Origin of the sequence: Niallia tiangongensis (assembly GCF_044704065.1) — a bacterium.
Classification (GTDB): Bacteria; Bacillota; Bacilli; order Bacillales; family Cytobacillaceae; genus Niallia; species Niallia tiangongensis.
The window spans coordinates 4,003,036-4,019,371 of record NZ_CP162613.1 but is presented as its reverse complement, the minus strand read 5'-3'; the positions used below and the strand labels follow the sequence as shown (position 1 = coordinate 4,019,371).

The 16,336-nt window shown below is 36.5% G+C and carries 17 protein-coding genes; 16 read left to right on the top strand and 1 reads right to left on the bottom strand.

Annotation, left to right across the window (positions count from 1 at the left end):
• Positions 1 to 91 precede the first annotated feature (91 nt).
• The 15 genes from AB3U99_RS19275 (at position 92) to AB3U99_RS19205 (ending at position 15,184) form a co-directional block, all read left to right on the top strand.
• Positions 92 to 1,219 carry a DUF4097 family beta strand repeat-containing protein gene (locus AB3U99_RS19275; RefSeq protein ID WP_400243272.1) on the top strand — a complete coding sequence of 376 codons (1,128 nt, stop codon included), beginning with the start codon at positions 92 to 94 and terminating at the stop codon, positions 1,217 to 1,219.
• 274 nt (positions 1,220 to 1,493) lie between these two features.
• Positions 1,494 to 1,850 carry a phage holin family protein gene (locus AB3U99_RS19270; RefSeq protein ID WP_400243271.1) on the top strand — a complete coding sequence of 119 codons (357 nt, stop codon included), beginning with the start codon at positions 1,494 to 1,496 and terminating at the stop codon, positions 1,848 to 1,850.
• Positions 1,851 to 2,733: 883 nt separating this feature from the next.
• The gene (gene hprK, locus AB3U99_RS19265; protein WP_400243270.1) at positions 2,734 to 3,663 is read left to right on the top strand and encodes an HPr(Ser) kinase/phosphatase; all 930 of its coding nucleotides are present in this window, start codon (positions 2,734 to 2,736) and stop codon (positions 3,661 to 3,663) included.
• Between the two features lie 93 nt (positions 3,664 to 3,756).
• The gene (gene lgt / locus AB3U99_RS19260) at positions 3,757 to 4,569 is read left to right on the top strand and encodes a prolipoprotein diacylglyceryl transferase (protein WP_400243269.1); all 813 of its coding nucleotides are present in this window, start codon (positions 3,757 to 3,759) and stop codon (positions 4,567 to 4,569) included.
• A gap of 21 nt (positions 4,570 to 4,590) precedes the next feature.
• The gene (gene ppaX, locus AB3U99_RS19255) at positions 4,591 to 5,244 is read left to right on the top strand and encodes a pyrophosphatase PpaX (protein WP_400243268.1); all 654 of its coding nucleotides are present in this window, start codon (positions 4,591 to 4,593) and stop codon (positions 5,242 to 5,244) included.
• Positions 5,241 to 5,774 carry an acyltransferase gene (locus AB3U99_RS19250; protein ID WP_400243267.1) on the top strand — a complete coding sequence of 178 codons (534 nt, stop codon included), beginning with the start codon at positions 5,241 to 5,243 and terminating at the stop codon, positions 5,772 to 5,774. The genes ppaX and AB3U99_RS19250 overlap by 4 nt, the downstream gene beginning before the upstream one ends.
• Before the next feature lie 239 nt (positions 5,775 to 6,013).
• A complete protein-coding gene (locus AB3U99_RS19245) occupies positions 6,014 to 7,198 on the top strand; it encodes an ATP phosphoribosyltransferase regulatory subunit (RefSeq protein WP_400243266.1) in 1,185 nt (394 codons plus the stop codon).
• Positions 7,195 to 7,839 (top strand): ATP phosphoribosyltransferase, encoded by a 645-nt coding sequence (hisG, locus tag AB3U99_RS19240; RefSeq protein WP_400243264.1) that lies wholly within the window; start codon positions 7,195 to 7,197, stop codon positions 7,837 to 7,839. The genes AB3U99_RS19245 and hisG overlap by 4 nt, the downstream gene beginning before the upstream one ends.
• A 19-nt stretch (positions 7,840 to 7,858) precedes the next feature.
• Positions 7,859 to 9,124, top strand: a complete 1,266-nt coding sequence (gene hisD / locus AB3U99_RS19235) for a histidinol dehydrogenase (protein ID WP_400243262.1) — start codon at positions 7,859 to 7,861, stop codon at positions 9,122 to 9,124.
• Positions 9,125 to 9,476: 352 nt separating this feature from the next.
• Positions 9,477 to 10,064, top strand: a complete 588-nt coding sequence (gene hisB, locus AB3U99_RS19230; RefSeq protein ID WP_400243261.1) for an imidazoleglycerol-phosphate dehydratase HisB — start codon at positions 9,477 to 9,479, stop codon at positions 10,062 to 10,064.
• Positions 10,065 to 10,688 (top strand): imidazole glycerol phosphate synthase subunit HisH, encoded by a 624-nt coding sequence (hisH, locus tag AB3U99_RS19225; RefSeq protein WP_400243260.1) that lies wholly within the window; start codon positions 10,065 to 10,067, stop codon positions 10,686 to 10,688.
• Between the two features lie 6 nt (positions 10,689 to 10,694).
• Positions 10,695 to 11,423: a 1-(5-phosphoribosyl)-5-[(5-phosphoribosylamino)methylideneamino]imidazole-4-carboxamide isomerase gene (hisA, locus tag AB3U99_RS19220; RefSeq protein ID WP_400243258.1), complete on the top strand. Its 729-nt coding sequence runs from the start codon at positions 10,695 to 10,697 to the stop codon at positions 11,421 to 11,423.
• Positions 11,424 to 11,467: 44 nt separating this feature from the next.
• Positions 11,468 to 12,226, top strand: a complete 759-nt coding sequence (gene hisF / locus AB3U99_RS19215; RefSeq protein ID WP_400243257.1) for an imidazole glycerol phosphate synthase subunit HisF — start codon at positions 11,468 to 11,470, stop codon at positions 12,224 to 12,226.
• Positions 12,223 to 12,867 (top strand): bifunctional phosphoribosyl-AMP cyclohydrolase/phosphoribosyl-ATP diphosphatase HisIE, encoded by a 645-nt coding sequence (gene hisIE / locus AB3U99_RS19210; RefSeq protein WP_400243256.1) that lies wholly within the window; start codon positions 12,223 to 12,225, stop codon positions 12,865 to 12,867. Before hisF ends, hisIE begins: the two co-directional genes overlap by 4 nt.
• 799 nt (positions 12,868 to 13,666) lie before the next feature.
• Positions 13,667 to 15,184, top strand: a complete 1,518-nt coding sequence (locus AB3U99_RS19205; RefSeq protein ID WP_400243255.1) for a tetratricopeptide repeat protein — start codon at positions 13,667 to 13,669, stop codon at positions 15,182 to 15,184.
• A 133-nt stretch (positions 15,185 to 15,317) separates the two neighbouring features.
• Here AB3U99_RS19205 and AB3U99_RS19200 read toward each other — a convergent pair whose 3' ends face one another.
• Entirely contained in the window at positions 15,318 to 15,632 is a 315-nt protein-coding gene (locus tag AB3U99_RS19200; RefSeq protein ID WP_400243254.1) for a hypothetical protein, read from the bottom strand.
• A gap of 131 nt (positions 15,633 to 15,763) precedes the next feature.
• Between AB3U99_RS19200 and AB3U99_RS19195 the strand changes: the two genes are divergently transcribed.
• On the top strand, positions 15,764 to 16,156 hold the full coding sequence (locus AB3U99_RS19195; protein WP_400243253.1) for a MerR family transcriptional regulator: 393 nt from the start codon (positions 15,764 to 15,766) through the stop codon (positions 16,154 to 16,156).
• Positions 16,157 to 16,336 lie beyond the last annotated feature (180 nt).

The window sequence follows — 16,336 nt, the reverse complement described above, 5'->3', positions numbered from 1 at the left end:
TTCTTTTATGTAGTTTATGTCTAATCATTAGCATATTAATTTAAAATGTTGATAACAGAATAAAACAGTTTATTTTTGAGGAGGAGTTAAAGTGGCTGACGAGAAAAAGCGGATTTTAGAATTAGTTGAAAGTGGTAAATTGACAGTGGATGAAGCATTAAAGCTAATGGAAAAGGTTGATGAAGTGAGTGAGAAGAAATTACTAAATGAAGAAGAAAAGAAAATATTAGAAGATTTTCAAGATGAAGCAAAGTTCCATGAAAAGAAGAAAGAAACAAATTCAAATTATGGATTTAACTTTCAAGCAGCAAAAGATAAGCTTTTTGACTTTGTTGATACAACCATAAAGAAGGTAAAAGAAGTAGACCTTGATTTGAACTTTGGTCATTTTGAAGAAGTTTCTCACATTTTTCAATACAATAATATTTCACCAAAAAAACTGGATATTGATATTCCAAATGGAGAAGTGGAGCTTATTCCATGGGATCAAGAAGAAGTTAGTATTGAGTGTAAAGCAAAGGTATATCGAGTAAATTCTTTGGAAGAAGCAAAAAAAGTGTTTTTAAAGGAAATACAAGTGATTGTAGATGATGAACAATTAGTAGTCAAAACAAATCATAAATGGATGAAGGTAAAAACTCAAGTTTACGTACCGCAAACGTCTTATGAATCGGCAATCATTCGCTTATTTAATGGACCGATTACAACATTTGATATAAAGGCGGAAAAATTGTATGCTAAAACAGCTAATGGTAAAATAACGCTAAATGCAGGTGAAAATACAAAGGTAGAAGCGGATGCAGCGAATGGCAGTATTAAAGTAGACAAAGGAAACATCCAGAAACTTGATGCAGAAACGATTAATGGTTCCATAACAGTTGATGGGTACTTTAATAAAGTGGATTTACAATCCTTTAATGGCAGCATTTCGTGTACAAATCATGCTGAAAATTGCGAAGTGTTAGAGTTCCAAGGGACTACAGGGAGTATTGAGGTAAGTTTGCCAGAAGCTTTAGCTGTTAGTGGTGAATTAAAAACGAATTTTGGCGGGTTCAATGTAGAGTTAGAGGGTATTCAAATAATTGAAGAAAAAAGTGAAGTACTTCAAAAAACGTTACAATTTAAATCGATACAATCAAGTGATCATCATACAAAAATTGAAGCAAACACTAAAACTGGATCGATAAAGGTAAAAAAAATTGAAAAAGTAGGCAATTAATTTATAGAAGAAACCGATAATAAAATAATCGATAGATGGCGTGGAGAATAAATGATTGTACGAATGCTAATTAAATCTCTTATCGTATTTATCCCACTCTTAACGGACAGTAAGACTCTCACCTCTTGCTAACGAATTTCGAGAAAGATAGGTGGGAGATTAACTGTCCGTAAAGGTCCGATTGGTTCAACTAACCAACAGTGGGGATGAAGGCCCCCACTGTTGGAAGTTTCACTTTATCGGTTTCTACTATGCAAAATGAGGAGCAATTTGGATGAGATGGATAATAGGGATACTGATTAATGCTATTTTCTTTGTGGCATTAGCCGGCTTATTTCAGGATTACTTTTATTTATCAGGGTTCGGTGCTGCAATTGGAGCAAGTGCCGTTTTATCTCTGCTAAATATTATTGTAAAACCAATATTAATATTATTAACATTACCTGTGACGATACTATCGCTAGGGCTATTTTTATTTGTCATTAATGCAATCACCTTGTCGTTAACAGACAGATTGATGGGGAGCAGTTTTGAAATATCAAGTTTTGGTATGTCCTTACTTTTTAGCATTTTACTTTCGCTTTGTAATATAATTGTTCAAAATACAGTTCTTCGTGGAGAAAAAAGATAAAGTGCTGCTAAATAAGGGGCTGGTTCATAAGTAATCCAGCCAAAGATAGAGCCAAACAATCACAAAGTTTCGTTTGATTGTTTGGCCTTTTTATTCGCTTTTAAAAAGGCTATTTTAGAAAATAACCTTAAAAAACGAATTGGAATGGCGCAGAGGCCACTGAAAAACTGTTAGCTATTGATGATTGAAAGTAACCTCTTTCTAAACTTAGATGTGGGAATTGTTTTCCGAGGTGACTGCTCGCTTTCCATGGGGAGAGCGCCATGCCTCCTTGTCACTTAAGTTCCTGCGGGGTTCTCGGACTTTCTCGCAGCTCCCATAGGAGGGAGTCGAGCGGTCACCTCTCTAAACCAACATATTTTCGCTTTCAAAGCTCAAAATCCTAGTTGAACTTAGATTAAACATACTTTTTCAGTGGCCTCCCGGCGTATAGAGTGTCCGTAGCGCAATGGAACGAATTAGTTTATACACTCAAATATATTCAAAAACTTAAATAACCAGTAAAAAGAGTAGCCTTATTTTAAGAGCTAAATTAGAGAATGTTCGTCTTTATAGATTGGCTATTTAGTTTTGTCTCAGCTTTATATTGGCAGTTTTTTTATGTTCAAAATTAATGGAAAACAAGTGTAAATGGTTAAATGAAAAGGATATTATTTCCATTGTTAATAGCGTAATTTTAATACGCTCCACCTATTGCCATTACCGGTATGTAAACAATTACTTCTAAGTAGTCATGTTTTCCTAATATTTTGATTGAATTCTGGCATATATTTATCTTTTAATGCTAAAATAAGGTGAATATGGAATTCTAAATAATGACTAAAATTAAACAGTTTTCTTCTGTTTAAAAACTAACAGCATTGACCTTTAAAGGAGGAGCTTCATGGCGGCAAAAGTATTAATAAAAGATGTTATTGAAGAGTTTGATTTAGAAATTGTAAGTGGAGAAGAAGGAATTAATCGACCGATTACGGTTAGTGATATATCAAGACCAGGCTTAGAAATGGCTGGCTATTTTAACTACTACCCAGCTGAGCGTGTTCAGCTGTTAGGAAAGACCGAGCTCTCTTTTGCTGAACGTTTAAGTGATGAAGATCGAGCAAATCGATTAACGAAATTATGTAGTGATACAACTCCAGGGATTATCATTACTCGTAATATGGAAGTGCCTCCACAATTAATTGAGGCATCTGAAGAGCTCGCTGTACCAGTATTGCGATCAAAGCATAAAACATCGCTTTTTTCTAGTAGACTTACAAATTTCTTGGAAAGAAAACTTGCACCTACTACTGCTGTTCATGGTGTCCTAGTTGACATTTATGGTGTAGGGGTTTTAATTACGGGAAAAAGTGGTGTTGGTAAAAGTGAAACAGCACTTGAGCTTGTTAAGCGTGGTCATCGATTAGTTGCTGATGATTGCGTTGAGATTCGTCAAGAGGATGAGAATCTAATTGTCGGAAGTTCGCCAGAGCTAATTGAGCATCTATTGGAAATTCGCGGATTAGGAATTATAAATGTCATGACTCTATTTGGAGCTGGTGCTGTACGTACTCATAAGAAAATTTCCTTGGTTATGTCTTTGGAATTATGGGAGCAGAACAAGCAATATGACCGTTTGGGGCTAGACGAAGAAAAAATGAAAATAATTGATACGGAAGTAACGAAGCTTACGATTCCAGTTCGTCCTGGCCGAAACTTAGCTGTCATTATTGAAGTAGCAGCAATGAATTTCCGCTTAAAACGAATGGGTGTAAATGCAGCTGAACAATTCACCAATAAATTGAATAATGTTATTTCTGATGATAAAAATTAAAGAGGTCCAAAAAATGGGGAACTAAAGGTGATATAGAAATACCCCATTTATTAAGCCTTTAAAAGAGACACTAGGGAAATAGGAGGAAATCTGATGGAAGATATACGACCAATCGATCCAATTGCATTTTCATTAGGACCAATTGATGTCAGATGGTATGGACTTATTATCGGTTCTGGATTAATTCTTGCTCTTATTATTGCAATGAGAGAAGGAAATAGAAGAGGACTAGGAAAGGATGACTTTCCAGATTTAATGTTATGGGCTATTCCAATCTCTATTATATGCGCGAGAATTTATTATGTTATCTTTGAATGGGGCTATTATAAAGATCACCTTGGTGATATTCCGAAAATTTGGAATGGTGGTATCGCTATTCATGGTGCCTTAATTGGTGCTGTTGTCACTACCTATATTTTTACAAAGAAAAAGGGAATTCCCTTCTGGAAAATAATTGATATAGCAGCGCCAAGTCTTATCCTAGGACAAGCAATTGGCCGCTGGGGCAACTTTATGAATCAAGAAGCACATGGTGGGGAAGTAACACGTTCCTTTTTAGAAGGGCTTCATTTGCCAACCTTTATTATTGATCAGATGTATATTAACGGAACTTACTACCATCCTACTTTTTTATATGAATCATTATGGAATATTATTGGATTCGTGATTTTGCTAGCTTTACGAAAAGTAAACTTACGTAGAGGTGAAATATTCTTATCCTATGTCATCTGGTATTCGATTGGGAGATTCTTTATAGAGGGTATGAGAACAGATAGCTTAATGATTGGTGATTTGCGAATGGCTCAATTAATTTCTTTAGTTTTAATAGTGTTTTCAGTTGTCGCAATCACTTACAGAAGAAAAGCCGGATTTGCGAGTGAGCGTTATTTAGATACAAATGGTTAATGATAGAAAGGGATGTTTGGGTTGACTGGAAAAATTAATACTGCATTATTTGATTTAGATGGAACGCTAATTAATACAAATGAATTAATTATTTCCTCTTATTTACATACGCTAAATCATTATTACCCAGGAAAATATAGTAGAGAAGATGTAATTCCATTTATGGGTCCACCGTTATTGGAAACATTTGAATCCATTGATAAATTGCGGGCACAGGAAATGATGACAATGTATCGTGCCTATAATATTGAGAACCATGATAATATTGTTACAATATTTGATGGGGTGTATGAGGCAATCAAAGAATTAAAGGAAAAAGGCTTTAAACTTGCGATTGTATCAACAAAGCTTTCTGATGTGGTAGAAATGGGCTTGAAATTAACGAAATTAGATGAGTTTTTTGAGGTAGTGGTTGCGTTGGATCATGTAACAAAGGCAAAGCCAGATCCGGAGCCAGTTCTGCTTGCTCTCGAGAAATTGAAGGCATCTCCAGCAGAAGCAATTATGGTTGGAGATAATAAACATGATATTTTGTCAGGAAAAAATGCAGGTACCTTAACTGCGGGGGTTGCATGGACATTAAAGGGAAAGGCATTCTTGCAGGAATATAATCCTGACTATATTTTTGATAATATGAAGGATATCCTTTCTATTCCAGAAGTCCAAACATCATGAGAAAGACCACAAGATATCCAGTTAGCGGTCCGAATTCTTTGTGGCATGTATATAAAACCGTTCCTTTTTTAAAGGTAGTAAAGAATTTTATCGTTATCCAAATAGCAAGATATATGCCCTTTTTGAAAGGGAAGAACTGGATGTACCGTAAGCTTTTGAAAATGAAAGTAGGAGAACATACTTCCTTTGCTTTGATGGTAATGCTTGATATTATGTTTCCTGAAAAAATTAAGGTTGGAAAGAATAGTGTGATAGGATACAATACAACGATTCTTGCCCATGAATATTTAATCGATGAATACAGGCTGGGAGAGATTGAAATTGGAGATGAAGTAATGATTGGTGCGAATTCAACGATTCTCCCCGGCGTGAAAATTGGAGATCAGGCGATTGTATCCGCAGGCACACTCGTACATAAGGATGTCCCCGCTGGATGCTTTGTTGGCGGAAATCCAATGAAAGTCATTTATACAGCAGAACAAATGGAAGAGCGCAGAAAAAAAGAACCTTCTTATGTATTAGATGAATAAATAGAAGAAAGCCTATCTGTCCGTTATTCCAAGATTCATGATCTTTGGAGTAACGGATAGATAGGTTTTTTTGAAAATATCAGAATTAATAAAAAAAGAAAGGTTAAGCGAATTTTCTTTTAAATGAAATTTTTCCCTTGACCTAAGATACGACGAAGGGTAAACTGAAAATAATACTTTAATTTGGTAGTATATTAGCGAACTAAAGCATTCGGAATTTTAAAACATGAGGTGTAGTGATGAGTAGCTTATTTATGTTTGAAAAGCCATTAGGTATGAGAGATACATTACCAGCCATATATGAAAGAAAATATAAAGTAAAACAGAAAATGGACACAGAAATAAAGAAGTGGGGATACCAATTTATTGAAACCCCAACATTGGAATATTATGAAACAGTTGGAACGGCATCTGCTATTTTAGATCAGCAGCTTTTTAAATTACTAGATCAGCAAGGACATACACTAGTTCTTCGTCCAGATATGACAGCTCCAATTGCGAGGGTAGCAGCTTCTAAACTTCTAACAGAAGAACTGCCATTGCGACTTGCCTATAATGCATCTGTTTTTCGTGCACAGCAGCGAGAGGGTGGGAGACCAGCTGAATTTGAGCAAATAGGGGTTGAATATATTGGCGATAAAACAATTAGTGCCGATGGAGAAGGGATTTCTTTACTCGTTTCCACGCTTCAACAAGCAGGAGTGAAGGATTATCAAGTATCAGTAGGACATATTGGTTTTGTGCAGGCCTTTTTCCAGCAAATCCTTGGAACGAAAGAAAGAGCAGAGAGTCTAACGAAATATTTATATGAAAAAAATTATGTGGGGTATCGCCAGCATGTGGAACAGCTTTCTTTATCAAGCATTGATAAACAGCGATTAAATGATTTCTTGCAGCTTAGAGGCGGAGAAGAAGTAATTGGGCTTGCTTATCAACTGATTGAAGGAGATCAAGGTACGAAAGCAATTGACGACTTAAAGCAGCTTTGGGAAATCCTTGTTGATTATGAAGTGGCAGATAGAGTGACATTTGATTTATCCCTTGTTAGTCATATGAGTTACTATACCGGAATTGTGTATGAGGTATACGCAGAGGGTGTTGGTTTTCATATTGGGAGCGGTGGTCGCTATGACTTATTATTAGAGAAATTCGGAAAAAGAACGGGAGCAACTGGTTTTGCTATTCGAGTTGATCGATTATTAGAGGCGCTAGGTAATGTGGAAAAAACAGCAACTATAGAGTGTATTTTATTTAGTAATGAGCGCAGGAAAGAAGCATTCCAATTGGCTCAGGAGAAAAGGCAAGCAGGAATCCATGTCATTACGCAAGATATTAATGGCGTAAAAGATGTGGATGCTTGTACGAAGCAATACAGTGAAATTACGCTATTAGTTGGAAAAAAAGGAATGGAGGTTGTCAAATGAACGATATGCTAACTATTGCCATGCCAAAGGGAAGAATTTTCGAAGAGGCAGCTGACTTATTAAGAGATGCAGGCTTTCGTTTACCAGCTGAATTTGATGACTCCCGGAAATTAATCATTGATGTCGAAGAAGAAAATTTTCGCTTTATCTTGGCAAAACCAATGGATGTACCAACATATGTGGAGCATGGCGTAGCGGATTTAGGAATTGCTGGAAAAGATGTGATGCTGGAAGAAGAAAGAGATGTTTATGAACTGCTAGACCTACATATCAGTGCTTGTTATTTGGCAGTGGCAGGTCTTCCAAATACAGAGCTTAATGAAATTGCACCAAGGATTGCAACGAAGTATCCGAATGTAGCAGCAGCCTATTTTCGAGAGCAAGGGTCTCAAGTAGAAATCATTAAGCTGAATGGTTCTATTGAGCTTGCGCCTATTATTGGGTTGACGGATCGGATTGTAGATATTGTTTCAACAGGAAAAACTTTGGTCGAAAATGGACTCGTAGAATATGAAAGAATAGTAGATATCACTTCAAGATTAATCGTAAATCCTGCAAGCTACCGATTGAAGGATAGACGAATCAGTGAATTAGTAGAAAGGCTTCAACTAGTCGTAAAGACGAAGCTGCCATCTAAATAAAGAGAAAGGGGATTTCGAGATGAGGATTGTGACAGAGATAGAGAATATTAGCTTAAAACGTTCTGTTGATGCTGGAACAGAAGAACAGCGAAAATCCGTAATTGATATAATAAAAAACGTAAAAAGAAATGGTGATCAAGCATTAATAGAATATACAAAAAAATGGGATGGAGCAAATCTTTCAAGTCTTCTTGTAAGGGAAGACGAGATAGCTGCTGCCTATGATAATGTAGAAAAAGACATGATTTCCATTATCAAAGAGGCAGCTGCAAACATTAAAGAATACCATCAAAAGCAGCTGAAAACTTCATGGGATTTCACACAAGAAAATGGATCAATCCTTGGTCAAAGAATTCTGCCTTTAGATTCAGTTGGAGTTTATGTGCCAGGTGGAACAGCAGCCTATCCTTCATCAGTATTAATGAATGTTATTCCAGCGATAGTGGCAGGAGTCGATCGAATTGTTATGGTATCACCACCAAGCGAAAACGGAACGCTACCTCATGCAGTATTGGTAGCAGCAGATATTGCTGGAGTAAAGGAAATTTATAAAGTTGGCGGAGCACAGGCGATTGCTGCCTTAGCGTACGGAACAGAATCTATTGAGAATGTCGATAAGATTGTTGGTCCTGGAAATATCTTTGTTGCTCTTGCAAAACGAGAAGTTTTTGGAGATGTTGCTATTGATATGATTGCTGGTCCGAGCGAAATCGCGATTATAGCGGATGAAACTGCCATTGCAAAAGAAATAGCAGCAGATTTATTATCACAAGCGGAGCATGATGAAAGAGCTTCATCTGTTCTTGTGACTACTTCTCGAAAATTAGCAGAAGAGGTTTCGAATGAAGTAGAGATACAGTTACGTGATTTGCCACGAAAAGAAATAGCTAAAAAATCAGTGGATCAATATGGATTAATTGTCGTAGTAAAAACACTTGAAGAGGCTGTGGCAGTCATTAATACAATTGCCCCAGAACATTTAGAAATAATCACCGAAAATCCGTCTGATATTCTGGGAAATATTCGACATGCAGGGTCCATCTTTTTAGGAAGATATAGCTCAGAACCAGTCGGAGATTATTTTGCTGGAACTAACCATGTATTGCCGACAAATGGTACAGCAAGATTCTCTAATCCCTTAAACGTAGATGATTTTCAAAAAAAATCCAGTGTCATCCAATACAGTGAAGCGGCATTTCGAGAAAATGCCCACAAAATTGCCAAGTTCGCCCGATTAGAAGGACTAGAGGCCCATGCAAGAGCGATAGAAGCACGAGATTTGTAAAAAAAGTATCGTCGCCTCAGTTGATTGGAGCAGAATGGAAATCAACGGGTTTTATTTAAATGCTGAAACTATAAATCAAAAATAAAATAAAGAATCTTAATGATTTTGGCTGTTTATTAATGGATTGTTGCTTTTTCAATAGCAACAATCAATTAATGAGAAAAACTGAGCAGCCTGAATACACGTAGACTCCTATGGGATTAGCGAGAAAGGTGAGACCCCACAGGCAAAGCCGAGGAGGCTTAAGCGTAGCCCATGGAAAGCGAAGTGTATTCAGGCTGCGGGTCATAGCAACATACTTTACGAAACAGCCATAATTTTTAATGAACCTACATAAAAGGAGGAAGAAAAAATGGGAAGAACCGCTGCAATCAATAGAAAAACAGGAGAAACAAACATTCAGTTATCTTTAAATGTAGACGGAGAAGGAGTTTCCGAAATCGATACTGGCGTACCATTTATGAATCACATGCTAGATTTATTTACAAAACACGGTCAATTTAATTTGACGGTACAAGCAAATGGCGATATTGAAGTAGATGATCACCATACAACAGAAGATATTGGAATATGTCTTGGAATGGCGCTGAAAGATGCTCTTGGTGATAAAAAAGGCATTAAACGATATGGAAATAGCTTTGTGCCAATGGATGATACATTAGCGCAAGTTGTAATAGATTTAAGTAATAGACCACATCTAGAATTTCGTGCTGAATTTCCAAGTGATAAAGTAGGGACCTTTGATACCGAACTTGTCCATGAATTTCTATGGAAATTTGCATTAGAAGCTAGAATGAATCTTCATGTTATTTTACACTACGGACAAAATACTCATCATATGATTGAAGCGATTTTTAAAGCGATGGCTCGTGCTCTAGATGAAGCAACGACAATTGACCCTAGAATCAAGGGGATTCCTTCGACGAAAGGGATGCTGTAAATGATCGGGATTATTGATTATGGAATGGGAAATCTGTTCAGTGTCAGTAAAGCATTGGAACGATTAAATGCTCCTTATTTTATTTCAGAGGACAAAGAAGCATTGTTAAAAGCAGATGCGTTAATTCTTCCTGGAGTAGGTGCATTTAAAGATGCGATGGCAAAGCTAAAGGAGACTGGCTTAGCGGAGATGATTGACTCATTTGTTGACAGCGGCAAGCCTTTATTAGGAATATGTCTTGGAATGCAGCTATTGTTTGAGTCGAGTGAGGAGCATGGCTATAGTGAAGGATTGAAATTATTGCCTGGAAAAGTAGTCCGTTTTCCTGGAATCACAGAAGATGGTTCAGCTTATAAGGTACCTCATATGGGCTGGAATAAGCTTCATTTTAAGAAGAATTCATCGATAACGCCAAATATGGATGATGATTTTGTTTATTTTGTACACTCCTATTATGCAGATACAAAAGACGAAGTAATCATTGCGAGCTGTTCCTATGATAAAAAGGTACCAGCAGTGGTAGGAAGAAACAATGTATATGGCATGCAGTTTCATCCGGAGAAAAGTAGTAAATTGGGTATGCATTTATTAAGCAACTTTGCTAATTTAATACAGGAAGGATGAACTTACATGATCTTTACCTTATATCCTGCTATTGATATGCGGGGCGGAAAATGTGTCCGTTTGCTTCAAGGGGACTATGATAAAGAAACAATCTATGGAGATTCTCCGTTTGATATGGCCAAAAGCTTTGTTGAGCAGGGTGCTAAATGGATACATATGGTTGATTTAGATGGTGCAAAAGATGGCATGAGAGTAAACGATCAATATGTTATTGATGCAGCTAAAAAATTAGGTGTGCAAGTGCAAATTGGAGGGGGCATTAGGCAAGAGGAAGATATTGTTCACTATTTAGAAAATGGTGTAACGAGAGTAATAATTGGCAGTATTGCCGTTTCTAATCCAGACTTTGCGATGGAGATGATTCGTAAATATGGAAAGGGAATTGCCATTGGAATCGATGCGAAAAATGGGTTTGTAGCGACACATGGATGGCTGTCGACTTCTGAGGTGAAAGCTGTGGAGCTGGGGAAACGCTTTGCAGAAGCAGGAGCCGAGACCTTTATTTTTACGGATATTGCAACAGATGGCATGTTGAGTGGCCCAAATGTAGAGGCAATTGAAGAAATGGCTATGGTAACAAAAAAAGAAGTGATTGCATCCGGTGGAGTAAGTAGTATACAGGATCTTAAGCGACTTAAGGAAATACACTTTAAAGGTGTTGGCGGTGCGATTATAGGTAAGGCGTTATATGAAGGAAGGTTTACACTAGAAGAAGCTTTTGGGAAAATGTATTAGCGGAAGAAACTTTTCAACAAGCTCATTGTGAGAGGGGTTTTAAAATGTTAACCAAGCGAATTATTCCATGTTTGGATGTAAAAGATGGCCGTGTTGTAAAAGGAATCCAATTTGTTCAATTAAGAGATGCAGGAGACCCAGTTGAATTAGCGCGCTTTTATGATGAACAAGGAGCAGATGAATTGGTATTTCTCGATATTTCTGCTTCCCATGAAGGAAGAAAAACGATGGTAGAGGTAGTCATGGAAGTTGCATCCCAGCTTGCTATTCCTTTTACGGTGGGGGGAGGCATTCATTCGTTAGAGGATATGAAAAAAATTCTGCGTGCAGGTGCGGATAAGGTATCATTAAATACAGCAGCAGTGCTAAATCCATCTTTGATTGAAGAAGGGGCAAGTTTTTTCGGTTCTCAATGCATTGTAGTTGCGATTGATGCAAAATACGATTCGAAACTTGGGTCATGGCGGGTGTACACACATGGCGGAAGAAATCCAGTAGATAAAGACGTTATTACGTGGGCAAAAGAAGTTGTAGCACTTGGAGCAGGTGAAATCCTATTAACAAGCATGGATTCGGATGGTGAGAAAAATGGCTTTAATCTAACATTAACAAAAGCAGTGAGTGAGGCTGTTTCTGTTCCGGTTATTGCTTCAGGAGGAGCTGGAAATGCTGTGCATTTTGAAGAAGCGTTTAAAGAGGGAAAAGCAGATGCTGCGCTGGCTGCCTCTATTTTTCACTATAAAGAAACATCAGTTCATGAAGTAAAGGAATATTTGAAGGAAAAGGGAGTGCTTGTCAGATGAATGTAGAGGAATTGAAATTTGATGAAAAAGGATTAATTCCTGCTATTGTACAGGATGATACTACGAAAGAAGTGTTAACACTTGCTTATATGAACAAACAATCCTTAGAAAAATCCTTGCAAACAGGCGAGACTTGGTTTTATAGCCGTTCTAGACAAGAACTTTGGCATAAAGGGGCAACAAGTGGAAATACACAGCAAATTGTAGAGATTAAATATGACTGCGATCAAGATGCATTAGTGGTACTCACTAATCCAGCTGGTCCTGCTTGCCATAATGGAACAACAAGCTGTTTTGTAGAGAGCATTTATCAAAACAAAGAAGCGGTTAAAAAAACATCTGCAGATTATCAGATTCTGGCTAATTTAGAGAAGGTTATTGAAGAAAGAGATATTAATCGCCCTGAAGGTACATATACGACGTATTTATTTGAAAAAGGGGTAGATAAGATTCTGAAGAAAGTCGGAGAAGAAGCAGCAGAAGTTATTATTGCTGCAAAAAATCGCGATGCAGAGGAATTGAAGTGGGAAGCATCCGATCTTCTTTATCACTTATTCGTCCTATTAAGAGAGCAAAAACTTCCATTCACCGAAATTTTAAATGTATTGGAAGCACGTCATGAAGAGAAGCAAGGTAAGTAAAGAGATAGAAAAAGAGGTTGGGACAAAACTAATAGCAAATCTGTAAAAACGAATAATCTCTAAGTTAGCTCTTAAATAAAGGGTACTTTTTCCTGCTAGTTATTTATGATTTTAAATATAGTCAGTCTAAAAACTAATTCGTTTCATTGCGCTGCGGAAACTCTATGCGACGGGGAGGAAGCTGAGCCTACTCGGCGTGCCTGCGGGGTCTAAAGCGTCTCTACTTCCCGCAGGAGTTGAGTGTCCTCCGCTCCATTCCACTCCGTTTTTAAAGATTGATTTTCTATTAACTATTTTGGGAATAGAAAAACATAATTATATGGAAGAACTGAGCAGTCTGAATACACGTAGACTCCTATGGGAGCTGCGAGAAAGTCCGAGACCCTGCAGGAACTTAAGTGACGAAGCGGCTCGGCGCTCGCCCCATGGAAAGCGAAGTGTATTCAGACTGCGGGTAATAACCACAGACTTTTTTGAAACCTTCTTTCAGAACGCGAACATTTGTACGGTAATATTGTATAAACATTCGTCTTCATTGCTAGCTGAAATGTTTTTGTTCCAGCCTCTTTTACTTTTTGCTTCTACGTGAATGGCTTCATCGAAAAGTTATTTCGTTTATCCCCTTTTTCCTATCAATAAATTTCCGCTTTTAATTCATACACTTTTTTTCCAAAATAGGATTGACTCTTCTCCGAAATGAACTTAATATGGTATAATTGTTTAGTTAACAAGAACCATTTATTTTAGCATGCTATTTACCTCTTGCTTTATAAGGGAACATATATATATTGGAGGATTTATGAATAAAAACTCAAGTAGAGTACAACCAGTGGGTAAACTTATTACATTTAATCCTACAGGCGAATTTTATTTTAATAAAGGAATTAAAGCATATCATCAAAGAGATTATTATAAATCCCTTAAATATTTGCAAAGAGCACTGGCATTGGAGCCAGGAGAACCAATGATTGCATGTCAGCTTGCAGTCGTTTATGCAGATATTGGAGAATATCAAAAATCAAATGAACTTCTCCATGTTATTATTGAAGAACTAGATGAGGGTATGGTTGAGTGTTATTATTTCCTAGCGAATAATTATGCCCATTTAGGATTTTTTAAAGATGCATATTATCATGCAAAACTCTATTTAAGTCTGGATAAAGATGGGGAGTTTGTAGAGGATACGGAAGACCTAATGGAGGTTCTATCTTTGGAATCGGATGAGCTCGAGGAAGATGAAGCCTACGAGGAAGAAGATCTTATCACAAGACAAGAGCAGGCAAGAGCATTGCTTGAGTCTGGTAACTTTGCAAAAGCTGTAGAAGTGCTGACGAAAGTGATTCAAGATTATCCAGAGTATTGGTCGGCCTATAATAATTTAGCTTTAGCTCATTTCTATCTTGGTCAATCGGAAAAGGCTAGCGAAATTTTAGAGCATGTATTAACCCAGAATATAGGAAACTTACATGCTTTGTGTAATAAGCTAGTATTTGCCTATTATCAAAATAACGATGCTCACGTTGCGGAATTGGCAGCCGTTTTAAGAAAAATCAATCCTATTTCTATTGATCATCAATTCAAACTAGGCACTACTTTCGCACTTATTGGCGAGTATGATACTGCTTATTTTTGGTTGAAAAAGATTTATAAACAAGGATTCCAAGGAGACGGTTCTTTTTATTATTGGTTATCGTATTCTGCGTATAACACGGGAAATAAGCAAACGGCAAAAAAAGCATGGAAAAAGGTATTGGATCATCATCCAGAAAAAGAAGGACAAGAGCCATGGAACAACTTGGAATATAAGATTAGTGGATTTGAGGAGCATCTTAGCTCTATTCTAAAAAGATTTGAAAGCAATCATGTAGAGGAACGATTGTTTGCGACATTCTTAACGTCTGTATCTAGCCAAAAGGAAAAAATCCTTTCTTCTTCTGCTATTCAGCAAACGAAGAGCTCTACGAAAATAGAACAAGATTATTTAGCTTATGTGAAGACTGGTATTGAAATAGAGGATCCATTTCTATATGTTGCGCATCATACCGCAGAGCAAATTTATACGAACTATCATCCAATTGGAACAGAAGAAACTAGCTTATATCTATTATGGTTTTCAGCTATCATGGAAATGCAAAGGGCCGGTTCTTTATATAAAAATTGCATTGCCAGTGCAGCAGCTATCGATTATTTATGGAATCAAACTCGTGAAACAAAGAAAACCCAGCAAGAAATTGCCGATCAGTATGGACTTTCTACTTCAACATTGCAGAAATATATAAAGTCGATGAAGGGTTATATGCAGCCTATCTATAGTTAATATTCATCATTCATGATTTTTTATGCATTTAGTGAAAAAATAATTCCTAAAGAAGCAGTTTAATTCGGATAGAATTTAGCTGCTTCTTTTTTGGGTTGCTTCAGGGATGTAATTTAATAGCAAATGGAATGGATTAAATGATTAAATAGATGATAAAAAGAGTTATAATTAATCTAATAATATGGTGAATGATGTTTATTTTTCTATAAAGGTAAAAGCCATTTGTGATGGCAAGAATGCTAATGAAAACGAAACAAGTAATTTGTAAAGTCAGGACTTGTATATTCATAAGGGCTAAGGTGGAACTAATACATATGGCGATTCCGAATAAAATCATCCCATAAGCAGACCAAGTCGGTATATCTTTCGATTTTATTTGTAGCATTCCGCTTAAACTTGTTAATATCCCATAAACATAAGCCAATATCGCTCCAATTAGTAAGCTCAAAGACATATTATCTCCTCCGTAATAGTGAAATTTTTAATAAATTTAGGATTCATTTTAAAAAACTGTTATCTAAAACATCCAACCTGTTACAAAATCAACCTAGATTAATTTAAAGTGATGGGGTTAACCCCATGTCAATAGTTATCTTTACAAAAGGAGAGTTAGAAATGAAAATAGGGGAGTTTGTAACGCTACTAAATACGACAAAAGATACTGTTAGGCATTATGAAGAATTAAACTTATTGACACCTAGTTGGCAAAATAATAAAAAAGAATATAGTGAAAAAGAAATTCTCGATTTTCAGGTTGTGAAAGAGTTAAAGGAATATGGTTTTACCTTAAAAGACATACAATTAATCTTTTCTTTAAAGCAGGCTTTGGGTTGTGGAGATAAACAATTGATTGGACAGGTCTACCAGGTTTTAACTAGTCAATTAGACAAACTATTGCAGGAAGAAGAAGAATTGCGGGAGCGTAGATTAATTTTAGAAAATGAGGTCAAGAAATTAAAGGATTTGATATAGAGCTTTTAGGGATTACATAATAAAAAAGATTTACAAAAAATGGGACACTACAGAAATTTCATTTTGAATGAAAAAAATCCTATACCTGATTACAGCCTATCCATATAATTCAGCACTATTTGAAAATTTTTCAAGTTTGAGCAGATTTTTGGACGGATAGGGGATTGGTTTTATAGGATA

Bases quoted from the DNA above. Each gene is read 5' to 3' on its own strand.
- AB3U99_RS19270 (WP_400243271.1), top strand. From the start codon at position 1,494: ATGAGATGGATAATAGGGATACTGATTAATGCTATTTTCTTTGTGGCA.
- hprK (WP_400243270.1), top strand. From the start codon at position 2,734: ATGGCGGCAAAAGTATTAATAAAAGATGTTATTGAAGAGTTTGATTTA.
- lgt (WP_400243269.1), top strand. From the start codon at position 3,757: ATGGAAGATATACGACCAATCGATCCAATTGCATTTTCATTAGGACCA.
- AB3U99_RS19250 (WP_400243267.1), top strand. From the start codon at position 5,241: ATGAGAAAGACCACAAGATATCCAGTTAGCGGTCCGAATTCTTTGTGG.
- AB3U99_RS19245 (WP_400243266.1), top strand. From the start codon at position 6,014: ATGAGTAGCTTATTTATGTTTGAAAAGCCATTAGGTATGAGAGATACA.
- hisG (WP_400243264.1), top strand. From the start codon at position 7,195: ATGAACGATATGCTAACTATTGCCATGCCAAAGGGAAGAATTTTCGAA.
- hisD (WP_400243262.1), top strand. From the start codon at position 7,859: ATGAGGATTGTGACAGAGATAGAGAATATTAGCTTAAAACGTTCTGTT.
- hisB (WP_400243261.1), top strand. From the start codon at position 9,477: ATGGGAAGAACCGCTGCAATCAATAGAAAAACAGGAGAAACAAACATT.
- hisH (WP_400243260.1), top strand. From the start codon at position 10,065: ATGATCGGGATTATTGATTATGGAATGGGAAATCTGTTCAGTGTCAGT.
- hisA (WP_400243258.1), top strand. From the start codon at position 10,695: ATGATCTTTACCTTATATCCTGCTATTGATATGCGGGGCGGAAAATGT.
- hisF (WP_400243257.1), top strand. From the start codon at position 11,468: ATGTTAACCAAGCGAATTATTCCATGTTTGGATGTAAAAGATGGCCGT.
- hisIE (WP_400243256.1), top strand. From the start codon at position 12,223: ATGAATGTAGAGGAATTGAAATTTGATGAAAAAGGATTAATTCCTGCT.
- AB3U99_RS19205 (WP_400243255.1), top strand. From the start codon at position 13,667: ATGAATAAAAACTCAAGTAGAGTACAACCAGTGGGTAAACTTATTACA.
- AB3U99_RS19195 (WP_400243253.1), top strand. From the start codon at position 15,764: ATGTCAATAGTTATCTTTACAAAAGGAGAGTTAGAAATGAAAATAGGG.